General features: G+C 64.3%; 13 protein-coding genes. 8 read left to right on the top strand and 5 right to left on the bottom strand.

The features are described from left to right. The first annotated feature begins 159 nt into the window (after window positions 1-159). The 8 genes from LLJ08_RS20530 to LLJ08_RS20495 all read left to right on the top strand — a co-directional run bounded on the left by LLJ08_RS20530 (window position 160) and on the right by LLJ08_RS20495 (window position 9,456). Complete coding sequence (locus LLJ08_RS20530) at window positions 160-906, top strand: gamma-glutamyl-gamma-aminobutyrate hydrolase family protein (protein WP_228207847.1); 747 nt, start codon at window positions 160-162, stop codon at window positions 904-906. A gap of 42 nt (window positions 907-948) precedes the next feature. Beyond that, on the top strand, window positions 949-2,307 hold the full coding sequence (locus LLJ08_RS20525; protein ID WP_041015505.1) for a glutamine synthetase family protein: 1,359 nt from the start codon (window positions 949-951) through the stop codon (window positions 2,305-2,307). An 86-nt stretch (window positions 2,308-2,393) separates the two neighbouring features. Further along, the gene (locus LLJ08_RS20520; RefSeq protein WP_014822167.1) at window positions 2,394-3,752 is read left to right on the top strand and encodes an aspartate aminotransferase family protein; all 1,359 of its coding nucleotides are present in this window, start codon (window positions 2,394-2,396) and stop codon (window positions 3,750-3,752) included. A gap of 218 nt (window positions 3,753-3,970) precedes the next feature. Beyond that, window positions 3,971-5,068, top strand: coding sequence for a polyamine ABC transporter substrate-binding protein (locus tag LLJ08_RS20515; RefSeq protein ID WP_228207846.1), 1,098 nt, complete (start codon window positions 3,971-3,973; stop codon window positions 5,066-5,068). Window positions 5,069-5,275: 207 nt separating this feature from the next. Beyond that, window positions 5,276-6,361: a polyamine ABC transporter substrate-binding protein gene (locus LLJ08_RS20510; RefSeq protein ID WP_023445772.1), complete on the top strand. Its 1,086-nt coding sequence runs from the start codon at window positions 5,276-5,278 to the stop codon at window positions 6,359-6,361. Window positions 6,362-6,512: 151 nt separating this feature from the next. Beyond that, window positions 6,513-7,664: a polyamine ABC transporter ATP-binding protein gene (gene potA / locus LLJ08_RS20505; protein WP_023445773.1), complete on the top strand. Its 1,152-nt coding sequence runs from the start codon at window positions 6,513-6,515 to the stop codon at window positions 7,662-7,664. Continuing rightward, complete coding sequence (locus LLJ08_RS20500) at window positions 7,661-8,557, top strand: ABC transporter permease subunit (RefSeq protein WP_023445774.1); 897 nt, start codon at window positions 7,661-7,663, stop codon at window positions 8,555-8,557. The genes potA and LLJ08_RS20500 overlap by 4 nt, the downstream gene beginning before the upstream one ends. Beyond that, on the top strand, window positions 8,554-9,456 hold the full coding sequence (locus LLJ08_RS20495) for an ABC transporter permease subunit (protein ID WP_014822162.1): 903 nt from the start codon (window positions 8,554-8,556) through the stop codon (window positions 9,454-9,456). Before LLJ08_RS20500 ends, LLJ08_RS20495 begins: the two co-directional genes overlap by 4 nt. Window positions 9,457-9,657: 201 nt before the next feature. On the opposite strand, the gene LLJ08_RS20490 is transcribed toward LLJ08_RS20495, so the two are convergent. The 5 genes from LLJ08_RS20490 to LLJ08_RS20470 are packed head-to-tail and all read right to left on the bottom strand — an operon-like array spanning window position 9,658 to window position 15,572. Then, the gene (locus tag LLJ08_RS20490; protein ID WP_228207845.1) at window positions 9,658-10,914 is read right to left on the bottom strand and encodes an NnrS family protein; all 1,257 of its coding nucleotides are present in this window, start codon (window positions 10,912-10,914) and stop codon (window positions 9,658-9,660) included. Next, on the bottom strand, window positions 10,908-11,732 hold the full coding sequence (locus tag LLJ08_RS20485; RefSeq protein WP_228207844.1) for an ABC transporter ATP-binding protein: 825 nt from the start codon (window positions 11,730-11,732) through the stop codon (window positions 10,908-10,910). Before LLJ08_RS20485 ends, LLJ08_RS20490 begins: the two co-directional genes overlap by 7 nt. Next, window positions 11,729-12,520: an ABC transporter permease gene (locus tag LLJ08_RS20480; RefSeq protein WP_228207843.1), complete on the bottom strand. Its 792-nt coding sequence runs from the start codon at window positions 12,518-12,520 to the stop codon at window positions 11,729-11,731. The genes LLJ08_RS20485 and LLJ08_RS20480 overlap by 4 nt, the downstream gene beginning before the upstream one ends. Beyond that, entirely contained in the window at window positions 12,517-13,509 is a 993-nt protein-coding gene (locus LLJ08_RS20475; protein WP_228207842.1) for an ABC transporter substrate-binding protein, read from the bottom strand. Before LLJ08_RS20475 ends, LLJ08_RS20480 begins: the two co-directional genes overlap by 4 nt. After that, on the bottom strand, window positions 13,509-15,572 hold the full coding sequence (locus LLJ08_RS20470) for a TonB-dependent receptor plug domain-containing protein (protein WP_228207841.1): 2,064 nt from the start codon (window positions 15,570-15,572) through the stop codon (window positions 13,509-13,511). Before LLJ08_RS20470 ends, LLJ08_RS20475 begins: the two co-directional genes overlap by 1 nt. Window positions 15,573-15,636 lie beyond the last annotated feature (64 nt).

The raw sequence follows: 15,636 nt of genomic DNA, 5'->3' as shown, positions 1-15,636 counted from the left end.
AGTAGCCCGCCAGCGCCCCATGAGTGCCCACAATGGGCCTTTTTTGGGGCATCTCCGGTGCGCTGAATCCATCGCGCGCCGGGCTAATGCTCGGGCTATTGTCTATAAAAATGAACAAGACTACTCTCCGGTATGCCCCATTCGAACGACGAGTATCCCATGCCTCGCAAGCCCCTGATCGGCGTTTCGGCCTGTACCAAGCAGATCGGACATCACAGCTTCCACATCGCCGGTGACAAGTACCTGCGTGCCGCGGCGATTGCCGGCGTGCCGCTGGTGATTCCGGCGCTGGATGAGCTGATCGATCCGGCATCGCTGCTTGAAACCTTCGATGGCCTGCTGTTCACCGGCTCGCCGTCGAACGTCGAGCCACATCACTATGGCGGCCCGGCGAGCGAGACGGGCACCCATCACGATCCGCTGCGTGACCGTCTCACCCTGCCGCTGATTCGCGCGGCTGTCGAGGCGGGCATCCCGGTGTTCGGCATCTGCCGTGGGTTTCAGGAAATGAACGTAGCCTTTGGCGGCAGCCTGCACCAGAAGGTTCACGAAGCCGGCCCCTACCAGGACCACCGCGAACGTCCGGACGATCCATTGGAGGTGCAGTACGGACTCAGCCATCCGCTGCACGTGCAGCCGGGCGGGCTACTCGAGCAGCTGGGCCTGCCGGCGCAGATCCAGGTCAACTCGGTGCATGGCCAGGGCGTCGAGCGGCTTGGAGCCGGTCTGCGCATCGAGGCGCTGGCGCCGGATGGGCTGATCGAGGCGTTCTCCGTCGAGCAGGCGCGCAGCTTCGCCCTCGGCGTGCAGTGGCACCCGGAGTGGAAGGTTCACGAGCATCCGCATTATCTGACGCTGTTCCGCGGCTTCGCCGAAGCCTGCGAGGCGCGCGCCCGACAACGCTGACGGCCGACCCAGGCGGCCCTCCCCAGCAACCCCGAGGTCAACATGAGTATCCAACTCGACCAGCTCACCGGCTGGCTGAAAGAACGCAAGATCACCGAAGTGGAATGCCTGATCAGCGACCTGACCGGGATCGCCCGCGGCAAGATTTCACCCACCAACAAGTTTCTCGACGAAAAGGGCATGCGCCTGCCGGAAAGCGTGCTGCTGCAGACCGTGACCGGCGATTACGTCGAGGACGACATCTACTACGAACTGCTCGACCCGGCCGATATCGACATGTTCTGCCGACCCGACCCGAACGCGGTGTTCCTCGTGCCCTGGGCCATCGAGCCCACCGCTCAGGTGATCCACGACACCTACGACAAGATGGGCAACCCCATCGAGTTGTCGCCGCGCAACATCTTGAAGCGCGTGCTGAAAATGTACGCTGACCGCGGTTGGCAGCCCATCGTCGCGCCGGAGATGGAGTTCTACCTGACCAAGCGCTGCGAAGACCCGGACCTGCCGTTCCAGCCGCCGATCGGCCGCTCAGGCCGCCAGGAAACCGGCCGCCAGTCGTTCTCCATCGACGCCGCCAACGAGTTCGACCCGCTGTTCGAGGACATGTACGACTGGTGCGAAGCGCAGGGCCTGGATCTGGATACGCTGATCCACGAGGAAGGCACCGCGCAGATGGAGATCAACTTCCGTCACGGCGAAGCACTGCACCTGGCCGACCAGATCCTGGTGTTCAAGCGCACCATGCGCGAGGCGGCGCTCAAGCACAACGTTGCCGCCACCTTCATGGCCAAGCCGATGACCGGCGAGCCAGGCAGCGCGATGCACCTGCACCAGAGCGTCATCGACCTGCAGACCGGGCGCAACATCTTCTCCAACGAAGACGGCTCCATGAGCCAGCTGTTCCTGCACCACGTCGGCGGCCTGCAGAAGTACATCCCCGAGCTGCTGCCGATGTTCGCGCCGAACGTCAATTCGTTCCGCCGCTTCCTGCCCGACACCTCGGCGCCGGTGAACGTCGAGTGGGGTGAGGAAAACCGCACCGTGGGCCTGCGCGTGCCGGACTCCGACCCGCAGAACCGCCGCGTCGAGAACCGTCTGCCGGGTGCCGATGCCAATCCTTATCTCGCCATCGCCGCCAGCCTGCTGTGCGGCTACATCGGCATGGTCGAACAGCTGCCGCCGAGCCAGCCGGTCAAGGGCCGTGGCTATGAACGGCGCAACCTGCGCCTGCCGCTGACCCTGGAAGCAGCGTTGGAGCGGATGGAAACCTGTCGCGAGCTGGAGAAATACCTGAGCCCGAAATTCATCACCGGCTACGTCGCGGTCAAACGCGCCGAGCAGGAGAACTACCACCGCGTGATCAGCTCATGGGAGCGGGAATTCCTGATGCTGTCGGTGTAGGGCCGCTTCCGCCGGAGCCGGTCGTAGGGTGGATGACGCTTTTCTCGTCCACCGAACATGCACGAACTTTTATCGAGAGGTGACTGATGAGCGATTCGCAAACCCTGCACTGGCAAGCGCTGAGCCGCGACCATCATCTGCCGCCGTTCACCGATTACAAGGCGCTGAACGCCAAAGGCACGCGCATCATCACCAAGGCGTCAGGCGTCTATCTGTGGGACAGCGAAGGCCACAAGATCCTCGACGCCATGGCCGGGCTCTGGTGCGTCAACCTGGGCTATGGCCGCGAGGAGCTGGTCGAGGCCGCGACCAGGCAGATGCGCGAGCTGCCGTACTACAACCTGTTCTTCCAGACCGCCCACCCGCCGGCCGTGGCGCTGGCCAAGGCGATTGCCGACATCGCGCCGGCCGGGATGAACCACGTGTTCTTCACCGGCTCCGGCTCGGAGGCCAACGACACCGTGCTGCGCATGGTGCGCCATTACTGGGCGATCAAGGGCCAGCCGGCGAAGAAGGTGGTCATCGGCCGCTGGAATGGCTATCACGGCTCGACCATCGCCGGCGCCAGCCTCGGTGGCATGAAGGCCATGCACGAGCAGGGCGACGGCCCGATCCCCGGCATCGAGCATATCGACCAGCCCTACTGGTTCGGCGAGGGCGGCGACATGAGCCCGGAAGAGTTCGGCGTGCGCATCGCCGACCAGCTGGAGCAGAAGATCCTTGAGGTCGGCGAGGACAAGGTCGCCGCCTTCATCGCCGAACCGATCCAGGGCGCCGGCGGCGTGATCATCCCGCCCGAGAGCTACTGGCCGCGGGTCAAGGAAATCCTTGCGCGCTACGACATCCTCTTCATCGCCGACGAGGTCATCTGCGGCTTCGGCCGTACCGGTGAGTGGTTCGGTAGCGACTACTACGGCCTCGAGCCGGATCTGATGCCGATCGCCAAGGGCCTGACCTCCGGCTACATCCCCATGGGCGGCGTGGTGGTGCGCGACGAAGTGGTGCACACGCTCAACGAAGGCGGCGAGTTCTACCACGGCTTCACCTATTCGGGGCACCCGGTGGCCGCCGCGGTGGCGCTGGAGAACATCCGCATCCTGCGCGAGGAGAAGATCGTCGAGCGGGTGAAGACGAAGACGGCACCCTATTTGCAATCCCGTTGGCAGGAACTGCTCGAGCATCCGCTGGTAGGCGAGGCGCGTGGAGTCGGCCTGCTCGGCGCGCTCGAGTTGGTGAAGAACAAGAAGACCCGCGAACGCTTTGCCGATCCCGGTGTGGGCATGCTCTGTCGCGAGCACTGCTTCCGCAACGGCCTGGTGATGCGTGCGGTTGGCGACACCATGATCATCTCGCCGCCGCTGGTGATCAGCGAAGAGCAGATCGACGAGCTGGTTGGCAAGGTGCGGTTGTGCCTCGACGCCACGGCCAAGGATGCGCTGGGCTGAGCCGTGCGGCGGCCCGCGCCAGCTGAGCTAAGGTTGTCGTTTGCACCGCTGTGCGTTCGGCTTGTTGAAAAGAGGGTCCTGACCTTGCCAGACTGCGCGCGTGCTGGAGGCCAGACCTGCCGAGGGGTGTGTCGATGCCGCCACACCGCCAGGCCGCCGCGTTGTTCATGGCCTGTTCCACTGCCCCGACATTAATGATGACAATAGGAGCTGCACGGATGAATCCCTTCGCCAAGACACTACTTGCCATGACGCTGGCCGGCACCGTTGCCGGGGCTGCGCAGGCCCAGGAAAAGGTTCTGCACGTCTACAACTGGTCCGACTACATCGCCGAAGACACCCTGGAGAACTTCACCAAGGAAACCGGCATCAAGGTCGTCTACGACGTCTTCGACAGCAACGAAGTGCTGGAAGCCAAGCTGCTGGCCGGCAGCTCCGGTTATGACGTGGTGGTGCCGTCCAACCCCTTCCTCGCCAAGCAGATCAAGGCCGGCGTCTTCCAGAAGCTGGACAAGTCCAAGCTGCCGAATTGGGAAAACCTCGACAAGGACCTGCTCAAGGCGCTGAATCCGAGCGATCCGGGCAACCAGTATTCCGTTCCCTACATGTGGGGCACCATTGGCATCGGCTACAACGTCGACAAGGTCAAGGCCGTGTTGGGTGACAACGCGCCGGTGGATTCCTGGGACCTGGTGTTCAAGCCGGAAAACATCGAGAAGCTGAAGTCCTGCGGCGTTTCCTTCCTCGATTCGCCGACCGAAATCCTGCCCGCCGCCCTGCATTATCTGGGCTACGCCCCGGACAGCGGCAAGGCCGACGAGCTGAAGAAGGCCGAAGAGCTGTTCATGCAGATCCGTCCGCATGTGGCCTACTTCCACTCTTCCAAGTACATCTCCGACCTGGCCAATGGCGAGTCCTGCGTGGCGATCGGCTATTCGGGTGACATCTATCAGGCCAAGGCGCGCGCCGAGGAAGCCGGCAACGGCGTCAACGTCGGCTACAAGATTCCCAAGGAAGGTGCCGGCAGCTTCTTCGACATGCTGGCCGTACCGGCTGACGCGAAGAACGTCGAGAGCGCCCACGTCTTCATCAACTACCTGATGAAGCCGGAAGTCATGGCGTCGATCACCGACTACGTGCAGTTCCCCAACGGCAACGCCGCGGCCACCCCGCTGGTGGATGAAGCGATCCGCACCGACCCGGGCATCTACCCGAGCCAGGACGTGCTGAAGAAGCTGTACACCTTCCCTGACCTCGATCCGAAAACCCAGCGCGCCATGACCCGCAGCTGGACCAAGATCAAGTCGGGCCGCTAATACGACCGATCCGTTGCCGGGCCGCATGGAGCATGCGTACCGGCACCGGAGCCCGGTTGAGCGCAGCTCGTCGCGTAGCCACGTTCCCTGTCTTTTGTGATGCACCGACATTTGCATCAAATCTGTTGATTTTCAGAGGTTTTTCCAATAAACAGCCCGCCTTTCCCGCCGGGATCACGCGCGGCCTGTAACAAGAGGACTCATCCCATGCGCTCGACACTCAAGTCGTTGATCGTCGCCGCCGCCGTAGCCGGTGCGGCCACCGCCCAGGCCGCCTCCGTGCATATCTACAACTGGTCGGATTACATCGGCGAAACGACGCTGGAGGAGTTCGAGAAGGAGACTGGCATCAAGCCCGTCTACGATGTCTTCGATTCCAACGAAACCCTTGAAGGCAAGCTGCTGGCCGGCCGTAGCGGCTACGACGTGGTGGTGCCTTCCAACCATTTTCTCGGCAAGCAGATTCGCGCCGGTGCCTTCCAGCCGCTGGACAAGAGCAAGCTGCCGAACTGGGAAAACATCGATCCGGCACTGCTCAAGCAGCTGCAGAAGAACGATCCCGACAATGCCCATGCGGCGCCCTATCTGTGGGGCACCAACGGCATCGGCTACAACGTCGAGAAGGTCAAGGCCGCACTGGGCGTTGACACGATCGACTCGTGGGCGGTGATCTTCGAACCGGAGAACGCCGAGAAGCTGGCCAGTTGCGGCATCGCCTTCCTCGATTCGGCCGATGAGATGATCCCGGCCATGCTCAATTACCTGGGGCTCGACCCCAACAGCGAGAACGCTGCGGACTATCAGAAGGCCGAGGAGAAGCTCCTGGCCGTGCGGCCGCATGTACGTTATTTCCACTCGTCCAAGTACATTTCCGATCTGGCCAATGGCAATATCTGCGTCGCCGCCGGGTTCTCCGGTGATGTGTTCCAGGCCGCCGCCCGCGCCGAGGAAGCCGGCAAGGGTGTCGAGATCGCCTATGCCATTCCCAAGGAGGGCGCGAACCTCTGGTTCGACATGCTCGCCATCCCCGCGGATGCCAGCAATGTCGAAGAAGCCCATGCCTTCATCAACTACCTGCTGCGCCCAGAGGTGATTGCCGCGGTGAGCGACTACGTCGGTTACGCCAACCCCAATCTCAAGGCGGGCGAGCTGATGGACCAGGAAGTGCGTGGCGATGCGTCGGTGTATCCGCCGCAGGAAGTGCTCGACCGGCTGTACGTCTCCGCTGAGCTGCCGCCGAAGATTCAACGTCTTTCGACGCGCTCCTGGACCAAGGTGAAATCCGGCAAGTGAACTCCATGGCCTGTTCCCGTTTCGTCTGCGGCATTGCCGGTGACGAATCGGAACCGGCCGATCGGGAGCATGTCAGGCGACGCGCTCTCTGCAACGACCATTAGATCCCCGGCGCAGGCCGGCCAACCTTTTTCATTTCGGGAGTTCGCGCATGGCCGTTGCCTCCAGCGCCTACAAGAAAGCCCTCAGTGGCGAAAGCAAGAACAAGCAGGTGCTGCTGAAGATCGACCGCGTCACCAAGAAGTTCGACGAAACGGTGGCGGTCGATGATGTCTCGCTGAGCATCCATCAGGGCGAAATCTTCGCCCTGCTCGGTGGCTCGGGTTCGGGCAAGTCGACCTTGCTGCGCATGCTCGCCGGCTTCGAGCGGCCCACCGAGGGGCGCATCTTCCTCGATGGCCAGGACATCACCGATATGCCGCCCTACGAGCGGCCGATCAACATGATGTTCCAGTCCTACGCGCTGTTCCCGCACATGACGGTGGAGCAGAACATCGCCTTCGGCCTGAAGCAGGATGGCCTGCCGAAACAGGAAGTCGAGGCGCGGGTGAAGGAGATGCTCGGCCTGGTGCAGATGACCCAGTACGCCAAACGCAAGCCGCATCAGCTGTCGGGCGGGCAGCGCCAGCGTGTCGCCCTGGCGCGTTCGCTGGCCAAGCGGCCGAAGCTGCTGCTGCTCGATGAGCCTATGGGCGCGCTGGACAAGAAGCTGCGCTCGCAGATGCAGCTCGAGCTGGTGCAGATCATCGAGCGCGTCGGCGTGACCTGCGTGATGGTCACCCATGACCAGGAAGAGGCCATGACCATGGCCGAACGCATCGCCATCATGCATCTGGGCTGGATCGCCCAGGTCGGCAGCCCGATGGATATCTACGAGACCCCGGCAAGCCGCCTGGTCTGCGAATTCATCGGCAACGTCAACCTGTTCGACGGCGAGCTGATCGAGGACATGGGCGACCACGCCGTCATCGCCAGCCCAGGCCTTGAGAACCCGATCTACGTCGGCCACGGCATCAGTACCCGCGCGCAGGACAAACAGATCACCTACGCGATCCGCCCGGAAAAGCTGCTGATCGGCACCGAACTTCCGGAACTGGAGCGCCCCGGCTACAACTGGGCCAAAGGCGTCGTGCACGACATCGCCTATCTTGGCGGCCACTCGGTGTATTACATCAAGCTGCCGTCCGGCGGTGTGCTGCAGGCCTTCATGGCCAACGCCGAACGTCACGTGAAGCTGCCGACCTGGGAGGAAGAGGTGTACGTGTACTGGTGGGATGACAGCGGCGTGGTGTTGCAGGCATGAAGCGCTCGCCCCTGAATACCGGGCGCCGACTGGTCATCAGCGTGCCCTTCCTGTGGCTGATGCTGTTCTTTCTGCTGCCCTTCGCCATCGTCCTGAAGATCAGCTTTGCCGAAGCGGATGTGGCCATTCCGCCGTACACCGACATCTTCGCCTACGCCGACCAGCAGCTGCAGGTGCTGATCAACCTGGGCAACTACATCTTCCTCAGCGAAGACGAGCTGTATCTGGCGGCCTATCTGGGCTCGCTGCGGATCGCCTTCTTCAGCACGCTGCTCTGCCTGCTGATCGGCTATCCGATGGCCTACGCCATTGCCCGTGCGCGCAAGGATCTGCAGACGGTTCTGCTGCTGCTGATCATGATGCCGACCTGGACCGCCATCCTGATTCGCGTCTACGCCTGGATGGGCATCCTCAGCAGCAACGGCATCCTCAACGGACTGTTGCAGGGCCTCGGCCTGATCGACGCGCCGTTGCAGATACTCAATACCGACGCTGCGGTATACATCGGCGTGGTCTATTCCTACCTGCCGTTCATGATCCTGCCGCTCTACGCCAACCTGGTGAAGCACGACCCCAGCCTGCTCGAGGCTGCGTCCGACCTCGGCGCGCGCAACCTCTCCAGCTTCTGGAAGATCACCGTGCCGCTGTCGAAGAACGGCATCATCGCCGGCTGCATGCTGGTGTTCATTCCGGTGGTGGGTGAATTCGTCATCCCCGAGCTGCTCGGCGGTCCGGAGACGCTGATGATCGGCAAGGTGCTCTGGCAGGAATTCTTCAACAACCGTGACTGGCCGGTGGCCTCGGCGCTGGCGGTGGTGATGCTGGCGATCCTGCTGGTGCCGATCATTCTGTTCAATCGGAACCAAGCCAAGGAACTGGAGGGCAAGCTATGAAGCGCTGGAGCTTTTCCAACCTGATCCTGGTGCTCGGGCTGCTGTTCATCTACCTGCCGATGGTCATCCTGGTCATCTACTCGTTCAATGCCTCGCGGCTGGTTACGGTGTGGGGTGGCTGGTCGCTGAAATGGTACGCCGGCCTGCTCGACAACTCCCAGTTGATGGGCGCGGTAATGCGCTCGCTGGAAGTCGCGGCCTATACCGCGATTGCCGCGGTGGCTCTGGGCACGATGGCGGCTTTCGTCCTCACCCGTATCCCGGTGTTCCGCGGCCGTACGCTGTTCGGTGGCCTGGTCACCGCACCGCTGGTGATGCCGGAAGTGATCACCGGTCTCTCCCTGCTGCTGCTGTTCGTCGCCATGGCGCAACTGATCGGCTGGCCGGCGCAACGCGGGCTGGTGACCATCTGGATCGCCCACACCACGTTCTGCTCGGCCTACGTCGCGGTAGTGGTGATGGCGCGCCTGCGCGAGCTGGACCTGTCCATCGAGGAAGCGGCGATGGACCTCGGAGCGCGGCCGTGGAAGGTGTTCTTCCTGATCACCATGCCGATGATCGCGCCCTCGCTGGCGGCCGGCGGCATGCTCTCCTTTGCTCTTTCGCTGGACGATCTGGTGCTCGCCAGCTTCGTCTCCGGTCCTGGTTCGACCACGCTGCCGATGGAGATCTTTTCCGCCGTGCGCCTGGGCGTGAAACCGGAGATCAACGCGGTGGCGAGTCTGATCCTGCTCAGCGTGTCGCTGGCGACCTTTCTCGCCTGGTACCTCAGCCGCCGGGCCGAGAAGCGCCGTATTCGCGCGATGCAGCAGGCGATGGATGAAACCGCTGGCAATCCCACCTGGCGTCAGGTGATCGACAGCCGCAAGGTGCTGGTGCCGCCCTCGGCGCATACCTGATGATGGTTTGAGCAGCAAAACGAAAAGGGCGCATCGATGCGCCCTTTTCGTTTCAGATGGAGTGTCCCCTGCCGCAGAGCGGTAGGGTGAATAACGCGAAGCTTATGCACAGCCGCGCCTTCTCCGTCCCCGAGCCCGCATTCACGGCCCGGGTTGTCTGTTCGCCTGCAGCGAATACCGCGTCCAGTTGCAGATCACCGCTCAGGTCCGGCAGCCCGAACCCGTGCTGTGTTTATCCATCGGTTCTTCACATCCCGTACCACCGTCCGGGCGCGGGCGCAGCCAGATCGGTGCCAGGTAGCGCAATGCCAGGCCAAAGACTGTCAGCCAACCGAGCCCGGCGAGCATGTTCAGCAGCGGCACGGGAGCGCCCGGCAGCCCCGCACTGGCACGCAGCAGCGCGGCGAGCACCAGCAGGCAGGTTGCGATCGGCACCCAGCGCCGCTGATCCAGTGCATAGCCACTGTGGGTACGCCCGGCGATGCACAGCACCGCGAGAATCGAGACGCCCATGGCCCCGAGTGTCAGTAGATGGCGGCCGGCGCTGCTGGCAAAGCCGTCGGCTAGCAGCGAGACACCCAGTGCGCCATAGCCCAGCGCCATCAGCCAATAGACGCTGTAGAGCATCAGCGACCAGCGCTCCAGCAGCGCTCGGCCGATGTGCCAGTCGTTGAGCAGATTGAACATGGCGGCGGCTGTGGCCAGGGCCAGCCAGCCGTTCAGCGGGGCCGGCAGTGCCAGCCATTCGGCGAGAGTGAACAGGCTGATGCAGAAGATCGCCAGGTTGCGTCGTGGCGGACGCGCGCGGTAGTCGTCGTCCACTTCATGGCCGGCATCCCGGCGTGCCTGAATGGCATCGTTGAGGATGCGCATGGAGATTCGGCTCATGGCCACCACGATCAGCACCATCATCACGCCGATGCCAGCGTACAGCCAGCGCATCGGGTATCGGCCGCCGACGGCATCGAAATGAAAGCCCACGGTCACCAGCGCCAGCGCGCCGAGTCCGCCGAAGAAGCCGTACTGCCGGCGCAGCGGGTCGCCCAGCAGTCGCGGTGCGAGCAGCACAAGCAGGGCGATGGCGAAGGCACTGTTGAACACCGCCGCCGGCCACGGCCCCATAACGCCGGAAAGCCAGAAGCTCAGCCTGGCGGCAAGCCACAGCAGTAGAAAGCCGAAACCTACCTGCCGACCGAATGCCGCGGTGGCGGTAAATTCCGGCACCGCGGTGAGAACGAAGCCGGCGACTGCCGCCAGGCCGAAGCCGAGCAGCATTTCGTGGGCATGCCAGACCATTGGTCCACCCGGCACGCCTGGCAGCGGCAACCCGAACCCGAGAAAGCCCAGCCAGAGTGCGATGCCGGCCACGGCCAGCAGCACGGTGGCGAGAAACAGCGGACGGAAGCTGCACAGCAGCAGCGGCCAGTTGGCGAGTCGCGGCGATAAGGTTTTCAGCATCGTGAGCGCGCTCTGCTGGCGGAGGGTAAGGGGGCCTCCTCGCGAATGGCGACTTTGGCGGCGCCAGGCAAGGTCTGCGGCGCGCGGCTGGCCAGGCCGAAACTTTCCCGCACGGCCGGCAACTGCAGCAACTCGGCGGTGTGTTGGTAGATCCAGGCATCGCTGCGCTGCACGGCTGGCAGATCCAGCTCAAGGTGGCTGACGATGCGTCCCGGCGCTGCCGCCATGACCAGGATACGGTCGGCCAGACGCACGGCTTCCATCAGATCGTGGGTAATCATCAGCACACCCATGCCGCGTGCGGCCTGTTCGGCCAGCAGCAGGGCATAGAGGTCTTCCTTGAGGCCGATATCCAGCGCGGCGAAGGGTTCGTCGAGCAGCAGCAGATCCGGCTGCAGCACCAGCGCCCGCGCCAGGGACACGCGGCTTTGCATGCCGCCGGAAAGCTGGTGCGGAAACTTGCCGAGATCGCCTGCGGCCAGCCCCAGGCGCAGCGCGAGGGAACTGGCCTGCTGCAGGCGTTGCTGTCGCGCCATGCCTGCCGCCTTGAGCCCCAGGGCGATGTTGTCGAGCGTGGTTTTCCACGGCAGCAGCCGCGGTTGCTGGAACATGCTGGCGGGGTTGCCGAAACTGTTGTCGATACGACCTTCCTGCACGTCCAGTAGCCCCGCGCAAAGATGCAGCAGGGTGGTCTTGCCGCAGCCGGAGGGGCCGACCAGGGCGACCACTTCGCCCGCCGCCAGGTTGAAGTTGATGCCGCTGAAGATCTCATCGCGGCCGAAGGCGTGGGCCAGGCCGTGGATGTGCAATTGCGTCATGATGCCACCTCGCGCCAGCGCTCGACTTCGCGCTTGATCGGTTCCAGCAGCAGGTACTCCACCGCCAGCAGCAGACCGACCACCGCGGTGATCCAGGCCATGGTCGCGCTGGTATCCAGGTGCGAGCGTGATACCGCCAGCGCGGCGCCGACGCCGTCCTGGGTGGCGAGCAATTCGGCCATCACCACGATCTTCCACGCCATGGCGAGCGCGGTGATCCAGGCGGGAAACAGGTAGGAGACGACGTGCGGCAAATAGACATCGAGCAACAGCATCCGCCGCGGCAGACGGAATGCCAGGGCCATGTCCTTGAGCTGGTTATCCAGCGTGCGGGTGCCTTGCAGTGCGCCGATGAACACCAGCGGAAAGCTGGCGATGAACACGGTGAACACCGGGGTGCCGTCGCTGGCGCCGAACCAGAGCATCGCCAGTACCAGCCACGCGATTGGCGGCATGCCCATGAGCACGGTGACCAGCGGCCGCGCCATCATCGAGGCAGTCATGGAGACACCGGCGGCAAGCCCGAGCACGCTGCCGACTGCCACGGACAGGGCAAAGCCGAGCAGCGCCCGGCGACTGGTGGCCAGCAGCTCCGGCCAGGCGGCACCTTCATCGATCAGCTGGAGCAGGCGGGCAAAGGTCTCCAGCGGCGCCGGCAGCACCAGCGCGCCATAGTGACTGGCCGCTGCCTCCCAGGCGGCCAGCAACAGAAACAGGCTGGCCAGCGCGCCCCAGCCGCTCCACAGATAGCCGGGCAGGCTGGTTAGCCAGCTGCGCAGGAGGCTCATCGCTGATCGCTGACTGGCGAGTAGAAGTCATCGGCCGGCAGCTTGCCGCCGATCAGCGCCGGATTCTTTTGCAACAGCAGCTCGAACAGATACTCCACTTCCGCCCGCGCCTCAGCGGCGGGCACGGCCTCCATCTGCGCCACGGCCAACGAATCGGTCACCGCTTCGGCGCTGAGCATCGGCAGATGCGTGGCGACCAGCTGCCCGCAGCGCTCGGCGTTGGCGCTGCACCATTGCAGCGAGTCGGCGTAGGCCTGGGCGATCCGTGCGGCGATCTGCGGCTGGTCCTTCACGCTGGCCATCAGCGCGATGCCCGCCTGCGGGATGCGTGCTTCGCGTTGCAGCAGGCGGCCCCACTCCTGTTGCAGGTCGACACTGCGATACAGATCCGGCGCAACCAGCCCCAGCGGCCCTTCGCTGGCCTTGCGCAGGGCCATGGAGATGGCCGGCTCGGCCAGCAGGGCATGGTCGGTACGACGCATCAGCAGCAGCTGCATGGCGTCGATCGGGGTGGCGACGTAGCGCAAACGCAGGTCCTTGCGCACATCGATGCCGGTACGCTCGGCCAGCAGGCCGAATAGGATGTCCGGCATGTCGCCGCGGAACGGCATGGCGATTTCCTTGCCGCGCAGGTCGTCGAGGGTGCTCAGGCCCTGCTCGCGGGATACCAGCCAGAGCAAGCCCCAGGTCGAAACGTTGAGCATGCGCAGCTTGGCGCCGCGGTTGTACAGGTTGGCGGCGACGTTGACCGGCATGGCCAGCACGTCCGCCTGCTGGTTAAGCGCCAGCAGGCGCAGCTGGTCGGGATCGCGCCAGCTGACGAATTCCACCTTGTCCGCTAGGTCGTCCAGTGCGCCGGATTCGACCATGTGGATCAGCGGGTTCGATACCGACGAGGAAGGGCCGGCCAGGACCAGGCGCGGCAGCTTGTCCGCCAGCGCTGGTGCTCCAGCCGCCAGCAGAATGACCATCAGCAGATGGCGCAGCATCAGAAGCTCCCGCTCAGCGCGACGGTGATGCCGCGCCCGGGTGCTTCCAGCTCGTTGCCGCTGATGCCGTCAGCCAGATGCTCGTGGTAGGCCTTGTCGAACAGGTTGCTAAGGCGCGCGTCGAGGTTAGCGGTCTGCAGCACGCCGATCTTGCCGAAGCCCCAGCCGAGGCTGGCATCGGCAGTAACGAAGCCTGCGGTACGATCCTCGCCACCGCGGGTGAACTCGGTCGCCACACGATCCTGCTCGGCGACCGCACGCAGCTGGGCATGCCAGTAGAGACCGCGCTCGGCTGGCTGGCCGATGCCCAGGGTCAGCTCATGGGCCGGCATCTGGTGCAGTGGTTCGTCGTCCTGTTTGTTCTCGCCGCGCAGCCAGGTGAAGCTGCCGTCCACCACGAAGGCGCCGACGGCCTTGCTGGCGCTGCCTTCAAGGCCGTAGATCACCACCTTGTCGAGATTCTCGGTGCGCTTGATCGGCAGCCCGTTCGGGGCGTTGGTGCCGGTCACGCGGCCGGCGATGTAGTCGTCGATGCGGGTGTGGAAGGCCGCCAGCTGATAGGTGAAATCGCCATCGTTACCCTTGAGGCCAAGCTCGAAGCTGGTGGAACGCTCCGGGTCCAGCTGCGGGTTGCCGACGTGGAAGTAGCCGTCGCCGCGCGGCGCGTCGTCGTAGCGCTCGCGCATGTCGGCGGCGCGGTAGGCCTGGCCGACGTTGGCGTAGAGGTTCAGGGTGTCAGTCAGCGGATGCAGCGCGCCCAGCGACCACGACAGGTTGTGGTCGGTGCTGTCCAGGCCGCTGGTTGTAAATGAAGGACCGTTGCCCTTGGCTCGGGCGTCGGCGCTGATGCGGTCGTAGCGGGCGCCGGCGGTGAGGCGCGTTTGGCCCAGGTCGAATTCATCCTGCACGAACAGCCCGTAGGATTCGATCTCGGCGTCCTTGAAGGGGTCGTTGCGCTGGTTGTTGTTGAAGGTCGGCGGGCCATCCACGTAGCGCTCCGGATCGCCGGTCATCTTCCAGCCGTCGACGCCCACCGTCAGCAGGTGATCGGCTACTGGCACCACCCAGCTCGAGCGCAGCCCGTGAGTAATGAAGCTGACGTCGTTGCGAACGTAGTCGCGATCGAGCCGCTCGGAGTAGGCACGGATCTCCCGGTAGACCTCCTGACGATAGAGCTCGGTGGTCAGAGTGCCTTCACCGAGGCCGTTTTCCAGGCCGATCTGGAACAGCTCGCGCTGCTGTTCCGGCGAATGGATGGTCGCGGTGCCGAGTGGTACCGGGATGCCGGCGCCGCCCGGCTGCCCGCCGGTACGCGCCGAGCCCGGGTACCAGACGTCGCGGTCGGTGTGGCGCTGGATGTTCAGGTTGACGCTGACATCCTCGGCCAGCCGTTGCTTGTACTTGAGCAGCAGGGTATCGGAGCTGTAGCCGGTGTTCTCTTCGGTACCGTTGGGGCTCTTGTAATCGTTGACCTTGCGCCCGGCAACGCCCAGCACCAGGGCATGATCGGAGCTGGAGTCGCGCAGCAGCGTAGCGCCGGTAAAGCCCTTGTCGACGCTGCTGGCGCTGGTGGAGAAGCGTCCGCTGCGTTCGTCCTGCTCGGTGAAGCGTGCCTGTGGCGTGATCAGGTTGACCACCCCGCCCATGGCGCCGCTGCCGTACAGCACCGAGCCCGGACCCTTGACCACTTCGGCGCGTTCCAGCAGGCCGAGATCGAGCATGGAGGCCAGCGAGCCCTGCGGCTGGCCGGAATTGACCCGCACGCCGTCGACCATCAGCACCACGCTTTCCTTCTTCATGCCGCGCAACACCGGGTTCTGTCCCCAGGCGCCGTCGCTATGCACGGCGAGCCCGGGCTTTCCGCGGAACAGGCTGCCGGCCGGCGCTGCCGTTTCGGTTGGCTGAGCCTGCAGCACCTCGATGGCTTGCGGAATGTCCTGCGTTGCGGCCTCGTAGCCCTTGGCGGTGACGACGGTTTCCTGCAGCTCCAGCGGAGCGGCGAAGGCGGACGCGCTGCTGACGGCCAGGCAGGCCAGGGCGAGTGGGTGAAGGCGGAGAATCATCGAAGGGCTCCCGGATAATTCGTCGGCGGTGATGCCGACTTGGATGGGAGCAATTCTCGTTTAA

It is taken from the genome of Stutzerimonas chloritidismutans, assembly GCF_020783375.1.
In the GTDB taxonomy this organism is placed as follows: domain Bacteria; phylum Pseudomonadota; class Gammaproteobacteria; order Pseudomonadales; family Pseudomonadaceae; genus Stutzerimonas; species Stutzerimonas kunmingensis.
The sequence above is the reverse complement of the archived record's forward strand: the minus strand, read 5'-3'. Positions and strand labels throughout refer to the sequence as shown.

Coding starts and splice junctions, on each gene's coding strand:
- LLJ08_RS20530 (WP_228207847.1), top strand. CDS start 160: ATGCCTCGCAAGCCCCTGATCGGCGTTTCGGCCTGTACCAAGCAGATC.
- LLJ08_RS20525 (WP_041015505.1), top strand. CDS start 949: ATGAGTATCCAACTCGACCAGCTCACCGGCTGGCTGAAAGAACGCAAG.
- LLJ08_RS20520 (WP_014822167.1), top strand. CDS start 2,394: ATGAGCGATTCGCAAACCCTGCACTGGCAAGCGCTGAGCCGCGACCAT.
- LLJ08_RS20515 (WP_228207846.1), top strand. CDS start 3,971: ATGAATCCCTTCGCCAAGACACTACTTGCCATGACGCTGGCCGGCACC.
- LLJ08_RS20510 (WP_023445772.1), top strand. CDS start 5,276: ATGCGCTCGACACTCAAGTCGTTGATCGTCGCCGCCGCCGTAGCCGGT.
- potA (WP_023445773.1), top strand. CDS start 6,513: ATGGCCGTTGCCTCCAGCGCCTACAAGAAAGCCCTCAGTGGCGAAAGC.
- LLJ08_RS20500 (WP_023445774.1), top strand. CDS start 7,661: ATGAAGCGCTCGCCCCTGAATACCGGGCGCCGACTGGTCATCAGCGTG.
- LLJ08_RS20495 (WP_014822162.1), top strand. CDS start 8,554: ATGAAGCGCTGGAGCTTTTCCAACCTGATCCTGGTGCTCGGGCTGCTG.
- LLJ08_RS20490 (WP_228207845.1), bottom strand. CDS start 10,914: ATGCTGAAAACCTTATCGCCGCGACTCGCCAACTGGCCGCTGCTGCTG.
- LLJ08_RS20485 (WP_228207844.1), bottom strand. CDS start 11,732: ATGACGCAATTGCACATCCACGGCCTGGCCCACGCCTTCGGCCGCGAT.
- LLJ08_RS20480 (WP_228207843.1), bottom strand. CDS start 12,520: ATGAGCCTCCTGCGCAGCTGGCTAACCAGCCTGCCCGGCTATCTGTGG.
- LLJ08_RS20475 (WP_228207842.1), bottom strand. CDS start 13,509: ATGCTGCGCCATCTGCTGATGGTCATTCTGCTGGCGGCTGGAGCACCA.
- LLJ08_RS20470 (WP_228207841.1), bottom strand. CDS start 15,572: ATGATTCTCCGCCTTCACCCACTCGCCCTGGCCTGCCTGGCCGTCAGC.